At 39.3% G+C, this 8,211-nt stretch carries 7 protein-coding genes and 1 tRNA gene; 3 read left to right on the top strand and 5 right to left on the bottom strand.

The genetic code is table 11. The annotated features are described in order from the left end of the window. On the bottom strand, nucleotides 1-805 hold an 805-nt coding region (locus tag G4P69_RS21260; protein ID WP_208351013.1), incomplete at its 3' end, for a DUF1822 family protein. A gap of 24 nt (nucleotides 806-829) precedes the next feature. Continuing rightward, nucleotides 830-1,525, bottom strand: coding sequence for a sigma-70 RNA polymerase sigma factor region 4 domain-containing protein (locus G4P69_RS21255; protein ID WP_208338892.1), 696 nt, complete (start codon nucleotides 1,523-1,525; stop codon nucleotides 830-832). Between the two features lie 584 nt (nucleotides 1,526-2,109). Here G4P69_RS21255 and G4P69_RS21250 point away from each other — a divergent pair. Further along, nucleotides 2,110-4,431, top strand: coding sequence for an NB-ARC domain-containing protein (locus G4P69_RS21250; RefSeq protein ID WP_208338891.1), 2,322 nt, complete (start codon nucleotides 2,110-2,112; stop codon nucleotides 4,429-4,431). A gap of 20 nt (nucleotides 4,432-4,451) precedes the next feature. Here G4P69_RS21250 and G4P69_RS21245 read toward each other — a convergent pair whose 3' ends face one another. After that, nucleotides 4,452-4,991 (bottom strand): glycine-rich domain-containing protein, encoded by a 540-nt coding sequence (locus tag G4P69_RS21245; protein WP_243903005.1) that lies wholly within the window; start codon nucleotides 4,989-4,991, stop codon nucleotides 4,452-4,454. Between the two features lie 219 nt (nucleotides 4,992-5,210). Between G4P69_RS21245 and G4P69_RS21240 the strand changes: the two genes are divergently transcribed. Then, nucleotides 5,211-5,660 carry a hypothetical protein gene (locus tag G4P69_RS21240; protein WP_208338889.1) on the top strand — a complete coding sequence of 150 codons (450 nt, stop codon included), beginning with the start codon at nucleotides 5,211-5,213 and terminating at the stop codon, nucleotides 5,658-5,660. Between the two features lie 221 nt (nucleotides 5,661-5,881). Then, on the top strand, nucleotides 5,882-6,955 hold the full coding sequence (locus G4P69_RS21235; protein WP_208338888.1) for a hypothetical protein: 1,074 nt from the start codon (nucleotides 5,882-5,884) through the stop codon (nucleotides 6,953-6,955). Between the two features lie 144 nt (nucleotides 6,956-7,099). On the opposite strand, the gene G4P69_RS21230 is transcribed toward G4P69_RS21235, so the two are convergent. Then, nucleotides 7,100-7,176, bottom strand: a tRNA-Met gene (locus tag G4P69_RS21230). 40 nt (nucleotides 7,177-7,216) lie between these two features. Continuing rightward, nucleotides 7,217-8,170 (bottom strand): asparaginase, encoded by a 954-nt coding sequence (locus G4P69_RS21225; protein ID WP_208338887.1) that lies wholly within the window; start codon nucleotides 8,168-8,170, stop codon nucleotides 7,217-7,219. Nucleotides 8,171-8,211: the final 41 nt, after the last annotated feature.

Below are 8,211 nucleotides of genomic sequence, written 5' to 3'. Positions count from 1 at the left end.
GATCAGCTAGTAATGGCAGCTTGACCCCATCTAGTAAGAAGATTGAGTCGCGAGCTGGGTAAATTCGTAAGATGATTTGAAGCTGATTCTGACGTAATCGTCTTTGCCTAATAATTAACAAAACTGGTTCTGATACATGGAATAAGCGAATAATTTTTGCAGCACCTACTTCTTCTTCAGTCGCATTCACTGGAGGAATATCCTTTGCGACATCCCTTGCAACAGATAACTCCCATCCATTACCGAATAAGCCTTCAAACCATTCGCTTAACTTAACTAATCTGTTACCTACCTTAGAAACAGCACCTCCGAGAGCACTTGCAGCGACTTTGGTCATAACTGGCGATCGCAAACACACTAAAAAATCTTGTAGAGGCTTTAATCGAGTCAAAGGTAATTTTTCAGTTTCACATGATTCAACAAAACCTAATATTCTTGCTTCTCTATTAGCCTCATCAATTTCAACTACCATGTAACCGATACGTTCTGATAAAACTTCTGCTGGGATGTGACAAAATTCATCTCTAGGAAGTATAGGTCGACACTCGAGTAAACCCTTGTCTTTAAGAAATAAGCTTGCAGTATTCATTAAAGATATGATTACGCTATCTAAACCAGAACTTTTTTCTAATTCTGTTTCAATTTCCATACACTGACAGTAGAAGTTAACTGCTAATACAGCTAAAGTATTAAGATATACTTCATGTTTCTTTTGTGTTTTTTTCTGTTGCTTACTAAGTTTTTCAGCGACTTTGATCATTCTTCCATCTAAAGGAACTGTAAAAGCCAATTGATTAGAATTCATTGCTTGTTTCTCCCTATATTTCAATTATTGATAAATATACTTTTTAAAGTAAGGAGCGAATTTTTCACAACACCTTCTATAAAACGTGGAAACAGGTCCGTGCGTTGCTCCTAATTCTAATTCTTGAACAATTTCCTTCCAAGATTTATCTTCTTCGTATCTTTTTAGTAGAATGGTTTGAAAGCTTGCTTTTGGATTATTTTTAAACAACGTACTTGCTAATAATCTTTCTGGATCTTCTTTAATAAAATCTATCATTTCTTCCGATGGGAGAGGAATACGAACCTCTAAAGGACAATAAAAATCGAGAATATTTTTCTCGGAATCATGACCATCTTTATATATAGATGTAACATTTCCTTTCCAATTTAACCAATCAATGACTCTTTTTTTTCTGTTTTTCAGATGAAAAACAACCCAACCCATAACAGAACCTCTTTCTGGATCATATTTATCAATATTTTTACAGATATATAACAAGACATCCTGAAGGGATTCTTCATAAATATATGTTGACGCGTCTACACCACTAGGTTTAGGAAATTCATTCTTTATCCGCTTCATTAATACATCCATTAGTTCTGTGAGTGCAATTTGTTTTTCTAAGAATGCTTGTTGTTGTTCTGTGCTATTAAGCGAGCTATCCTTTGCCTGTATTGACGCTGTTTTAGCTCTTACAGCTATTTCTTCTAAAGAAGGTTGTGGTTGATTTTGAACCATCGCAAGATACCCATTGTTTGTGTGTTATTGATTTTCAGTTATTCATATAACTTTATATTTACGAAAGTTCATATAACTATTAGGTCTTATCAAAACAGACCTCAGTCGAAACTTATTGAAAACTAAATGTCCAAGCTAATTCCTCAGCTTTACTCTCCTTTTTTTGGGTTCCTATGTTAGTCTTCTATTCCAAGGCGTAGTTTTATGCATGTTGGACAAAAATCCGAATATTTATTTTTTTGGGTGGGACAACAGCAATCTTCTCATCCTGTACTCAAGCCACACCCACATAACTATTTCTTACAGTCTTCATTCAACTCAGTCAGGTCTTGCATCACGGTCTTTGCAGCGAAAATTGAAGCCCAAAAGGCTTATTCTTTCGTAGGGTAGGCATTGTAGACCAGCCCTTCTTGAGAAGGAGCAAGATCCGAGTTAATCCTCTTAAATCCTCAGTTAAATTGAGAATATAGCTCTTTTACAGAGATAACTAGTAATTTTTACAATACTTAACCTCACATATCCTTATAATCACCTCGGAAAAGCGAGTAAACTGAAGGATGAATAGCCAAATTATTTTTCGATGAATGCTGCCACGTAATTTTCTTTCTCAAATGGCTAATGAGCATCAACTGTCAAAAGACCAAGAGCAAGTTTTCTTAATGCGAATGGGGGATGGGCTGAGTTACGAACAAATAGCCGCCCAATTGAGTACATCGCCGGATGCTTGCTTGAAACGGATGGGTCAGGTGTACAAGAAGTTCAACATTAGTGGTGCTAGTCGGGGAAAAGAAAATAAACTTAGATTTTTCTTGACAACCAAATTGGAACAATTGGAACGATTAGAGGAAACAGAGGAGTCTTCAGGGCTTACTCAGTTAGCTAATCTACCCTGCCAAGAAGCTAAACCCAATTTGGTAACTCCCAGACAAAAACGCCTTGTTTATCAAAATCAAAACTTACCAGCAAGAGAATATACAGCCTTTGTGGGTCGCACTCAAGAAACTACGCGACTCATGGAACTTCTTGATTTTCAGCACCCTGCTCATTTAATTAGCGTAGATGGCATTGGCGGTGTAGGTAAAACAACTTTAGTGGTGGAAGTAGCTTATCGTTGCTTGGAAGGAAGTCATACCGAACATTTTGTTAAAAGCCTTGCGGCTTTTGAAGCGATCATCTTTACTTCAGCTAAACAGAATCATCTCACTTCTATTGGTATCCTACCTCGATTAACTAGAGAGCGTACCCTGCGAGATATTTGTAGAGAAATTGCTCGCGTTTTAGACCTTTGTGAAATCACGAATTTACCTTTAGAGGAACAATTCAACCCAATTCGAGAGAAACTATCTCGAACAAAAACCTTATTAATCGTTGATAATTTGGAAACCATCGAAGATCAACAGGAGGTTCTCTCCTTCCTCTATGACTTACCACCAACCGTAAAAGTCATCATCACTACTCGCGAACAAGCTTTGTTTGTACCAATTCGTCTTGGCTGTTTACCTAGAGAACACGGTTTGCGCCTTATCGAACATGAGGTCAAAGAAAAAGGTATAAATCTTAGTGCTAAAGAACAAGAGCGACTTTTTGATGGAGTGAGCGGAATACCTGGTGCAATTATTTATGCTGTTGGTCAAATGGCGGGGGGTTATTTACTGGAAGATGTGCTAGCACAAATCAGGGAACCTGAGGGTGATGTTGCCCGTTTTTGTTTTGCAGGGTCAGTCATCCCTTTAAGAGGTACACCTCCCCATCATCTGCTAATGGCGCTTTCTCTTGGTGTTCAACCTGTTACCAGAGAAACCGCTGCTAGTGTTGCTTTTGAGCAAGCTGACCCAGCGATTACATCTCAAGGATTGGCTAAATTACAGCAACTTTCTTTGGTTTATCAGCATCAAGGACGCTACAGTCTACTCGAGTGTACCCGCGAATATGCTGCTGCTGAGTTAGCCTTTGATCGCGAATTGGCTCAAAAGTTGCAACAGCGATGGGTCAATTGGTATATCCGCTTTTCGGAGGCTTACGGAGGTACAAATTGGAGGGAGTGGTCTCTTGGTTATGGTTATTTAGAAGCTGAATGGGAAAATCTTAGAGCTGTACTTGAATGGTGTATTAGTCAAGCAAGGTACTCTGATGTGCGAACAATTTGGCAACATATTAAAGGTTATATTCATATCCGGGGATATTGGGATGAGCGTTTAGATTGGTCAGCTTGGTTAATTGAAGCTGCAAAACAAGCTGGTGATTGGGTTTTTGTGGTGGAGGTTATGAGCGATCGCGCCACTACATTAATCAGAATGCGGCAAAATAACCAACTCCAAGAAGCGGAGGCTCTTTTGCAGGAGGCTTGGAATTTACGTGAGAACCAAACCATAACTATGCAGTTAGAGCTAGCTACAAACATGGTTATTTTGTATATTAATCAGCAACAGTGCGAGCAAGCTCAGGAGTGGCTCCAAGAGGAGGAAAAACTTTTAGAACAAGCTAATCTGCCTGAGTTGCAAAAAAAAGCACAGCTTGTTCATATTCTCTACTATCGAGGACAGATATCTTTTAAAGCAGGAGATTACCTGGAGGCTCAAAACCTTTTCCAGCAAGCATTAGTGACTGCTCAAGAAGCAGAATGGCAAAGAGCAGCGATAGGAATCCAAAATTGGTTAGCAGATGTTGCGCTTCAACTCGGAAATTTAGTTGAAGCACGGCGATTATTAGAATTAAGTTTCCCGATAGCAGAGAGACACAAAGATAAACATTCCATTGCTTACCATAAAGCATCATTTGCCAAACTAGAAAAACTATCTCTTAATTTAACTCAAGCCAAACGTTGGGCAAAAGAAGCCGCAGAGGGTTTTGAAAGTCTGAGAATGGCAACAGAAGCTACAGAAATGCGTACTTTGTTCTCAGAATAAAACCCGATTGCATTCGCAACTTAAATCTTCGGAATAGTTATACAAGCACTCCTCGTTAAGGATCTCTTATAGGGAGGTAATACCACACAGGCTGAAAGCTGATATCTACTATTTTGCATAATTTTTACTCCAAACAATTCCAAAATTAGTTGACTCACTTCTGTAGCCTTTTTATAAGGTTTGCATTGTCCAGACATTTCAGCAATAGGAGATTGATGATGCAAAATATATCCAAATAACTCATGACAATCTTGAATATATTTACAGGTATTTAACAAAATGTGGGTGTGCCATACTTCGTCAATCTCTTGGGTTGGAATTAGTTCTTTATCTGGAAACAAGAAATGAAGACAAAGAAACATCTTGTAAAGACTAACAGCGGATTCCGTTTGTTGCGCTGTCCACCCGTGTCCATTATCAAAAGATATAAGTTTTTTAGCTACTGGCTGCAAATTCAATTTATTTAGCTTATAGAAAAAAGTAGAAATTCTTTCGGATAACTCTTGATCAAACACTAGTAATTTAGAAAGCGAGTATGTATTGAGCTTTTGTTTATCCAAGCTTATATTCAAGCAACTGCCTCCTTTGATAGGCTTTATTAACTATAGGAAAACATTGAGTTTTTTTGTGCTTCCTGTACTAATCTGTAAAACCACGAGGTCATTTTATGCTTTTGACCAAAAATATAATTTTTAAAAAAAAGCTTTTATTTGAATAAAACTCGCTCTCATTTGTGAAGATTTTAATATCAAGACACTTATTTCTATGAGATACCGGTTATGAAAGGATTAAGCAAACAATTAGGCGTATTTATAGCTGGTTGCGCATTATTTTATGCCTTGACTGCATCCCTTAGTGCTGTTTCTCCTTCCGTTTTTGTAGAAGACACAGGGAAAAGTTTATCGAAAATATCGCTGACAGGTTCACAAAAGCAGCTTGATAAAGCTAACAAATCTCAGATTCTGACGAGACGACAAGAAAAAATCAACAACCAGAAATCAGTTCAAGCTTTAGTTGTCGTGATTCAACTAGAGTGTACAACTAAGGCAGACAATAGTAAAACATATAACCTGATTATAGATACATCGATAAATGAGTTTTTTCTTGACTCAAATCGCTACATCATGACAATGCTTATTTCGCTGATTTTGTTGAGAATTCACAAAAAAGCCTGTTTGAGAATTTTTTTACACCAGTTTTCAAATAAATTAGGTACACCGAACCTGTAGGGGCTAGGGGTTCGGTGTTAGCGCAGCGAGCCCGCAGGGATAGGGTACGCCGTACTCTGCGAGAAGTTTTGATGTGTAGCGATATTTAAGGAAATTGGTATTAAACAATAACGGCTTTCTGCTGATACTCCACCTTAACAGTGCAAAAGCTGTCCTCTGTATTGTGAGTAATTTTTCAATCCTAGTGGGAATACTAAAAGCATAGAATACAGGGTGTTTCTATGTTCAGCCGTATTAAATGGACATTTATACTTTTAACCAGTGCAGCAGGGGTAATTTGGCTAGTCAATCTACCCTATCCAATGATCCGCTATCCAATTGCTAAAAAGGCACCACTCTTGTTGTTACCCAGCTTTATAAGTATGGATCATAATTATCGAGGAGCAATTAATTCCCTTGAGCAAGCTGATCAGCTAGTTAACACAGCTACAAGTTCTGCCGATATTGAACGGGGTGGAGAGAAAGTCAAAGAGGGACAAAAAAATTTAGATAATTTGCCTGTTTGGTTTTTAGGTTACTATCCTCAAGCTTATTGTAGTTTATGGGGTTGTACTTGGCGGTTTACCTTAGATGAGTTTGAAGATGCTCGCCGTCGGGTGGCGCGAATGGACGCCAAAGTTTTCCAAGAAAAAAATGCTTTGAAATTGCTGACTCAAGGTGAACAGGCTCTCAACACAGCGAAGCAGCAATATGAACAAACTCAGAATACACCAGAGAATCACAAAGCGATCGCTTCCATGCAAACTGCTATTGATTCTCTAGAACAAATTCCTAAAGAAACACTAGCAGGGAAAATGGCAGCAACTAAGCTAGCAGCTTACAACCGCGACTTTAAGAATATTACCAAGACTACTGCTGGTAGTGACCTAACTAGTACATTAATCGAAGCTGCAAAGCTATTTGCTCTACAAGCTGCACAAGCTTCTCAAAACCCACCCCATACAGCAGATGAGTGGGGACAAATTCAAAGTTTGTGGTCACAGGCGATTGATCGCTTGCAAAAGATTCAAGTAGGAGATCCTAACTATCTTGAAGCGCAAAAGCTATTGGTAACTTATCAGACTAATGCTGGAATTGCACAAACTCGAACAAAAGCTGAAAGCACTTCACAAGAAATCCTCAAACAGGCTAACCAGCAAATTCAAAGATTGATTACTCGCCCTCCTTCTAATCCTCAGCAACTAAAAGGTGAGATCCAAGGAATTATCAATCAACTAGAAGGCGTCAAATCAGGGACAACTGCTTATACAGAAGCGCAACAATTACTCGCGTTTGCTCGCAAGAAGATCAAGTAAAGCCTTGTAACTGAACTTAATGTATAGAAATTCTCGAAAGACTATATTTATCCTGAATTCTGACTCCTGACTCCTGACTCCTGAATTCTATTAATTAAAACAAAACCCTGCAACTAATTAAGTCACAGGGTTCTATTTTGTAGTTGGTGGCGGGAAGTGGATTTGAACCACTGACCTTCGGGTTATGAGCCCGACGAGCTACCAGGCTGCTCTATCCCGCGTCGTCTTCTTTAGTATAAACCCTAAATCAGAATTTGACAACTACAAAATCGATAATTCTCCAATAACTTCTAAACGTTTGTATTTACCTATGCTCATGAACTTCTCTGACAGGGTTTCGGCGACGCTAGGAGTAATCCAACCTAATTGGCGAAGCAGGTGAATAGCAACAGCATATTTTGCACGCTTTGCTCCATCCATGACTTTAATTGCTAATCCCATGCCTTCACCGAGCCTAGCAATACATTGCACTCCTTCAGCACCAGCTTTACTGATGAGTTCTCTGGGAGTTAGGCGCATTAGTTCGGTGTCAAATTCCCCTTCTCCTGCAACTAGGACTGGGTAATTGGTCATGGCGCGGACAATGCGCTCTAAATCTAAATTGCTCCTAGAAGCTAGCTGAGCGTATAGCGACGCCATTTGACCGAGTTGCATCAGATAGGTAGGTGCGCCGCAGTCATCATGAACACTGATAAATTCCTCCGATGGCATTCGCAGCAATTCTGATACTTTAGATATAATTAACTGCTGGACTGGGTGTTTACGCTGTAAGTAATTATTTAAAGGCCAATGACATTGTTGACAAACAGCTAACATCCCAGCATGTTTACCAGAGCAATTATATTCCAAAGGGCTTTGCTTTCCTTCGGGAATGGGACATTGAAGTGCTGAGGGATCAACATCAGCACGCCAAAGGATATTAAATGCCTGTCGTACTTGCTCTATTGTGCCTCTATGGGAACTTGTGATGATTGCTAAGTCGCGATCGCCCAAATCATAACGTTCCAGTGTACCTGTGCTGGTAACAGCAAGCGCCTGAAATGGTTTGAGGGCTGAGCGAACAAATGTAGCAGTTTCGGCGTTTCCCGAAACCGAGAGGATTCGTCCTCGTTCGTCACACACCACAGCTTGGACTGTATGGCGTGATTCAATAATGCCTTCCCGCAGCAACCTAACTTCTAGGGTGGCGGCTTGAGTTCGTTTTCCCATTGTCATGGGTTTATTATCTATCTCTTTTTTATTAAGTTAGGAGTTAG

Origin of the sequence: Aetokthonos hydrillicola CCALA 1050 (assembly GCF_017591665.1) — a bacterium.
GTDB classification, from domain to species: Bacteria; Cyanobacteriota; Cyanobacteriia; order Cyanobacteriales; family Nostocaceae; genus Aetokthonos; species Aetokthonos hydrillicola.
Note: the sequence above shows the minus strand (reverse complement) of the source record. Positions and strands in the feature narration are given on the sequence as shown.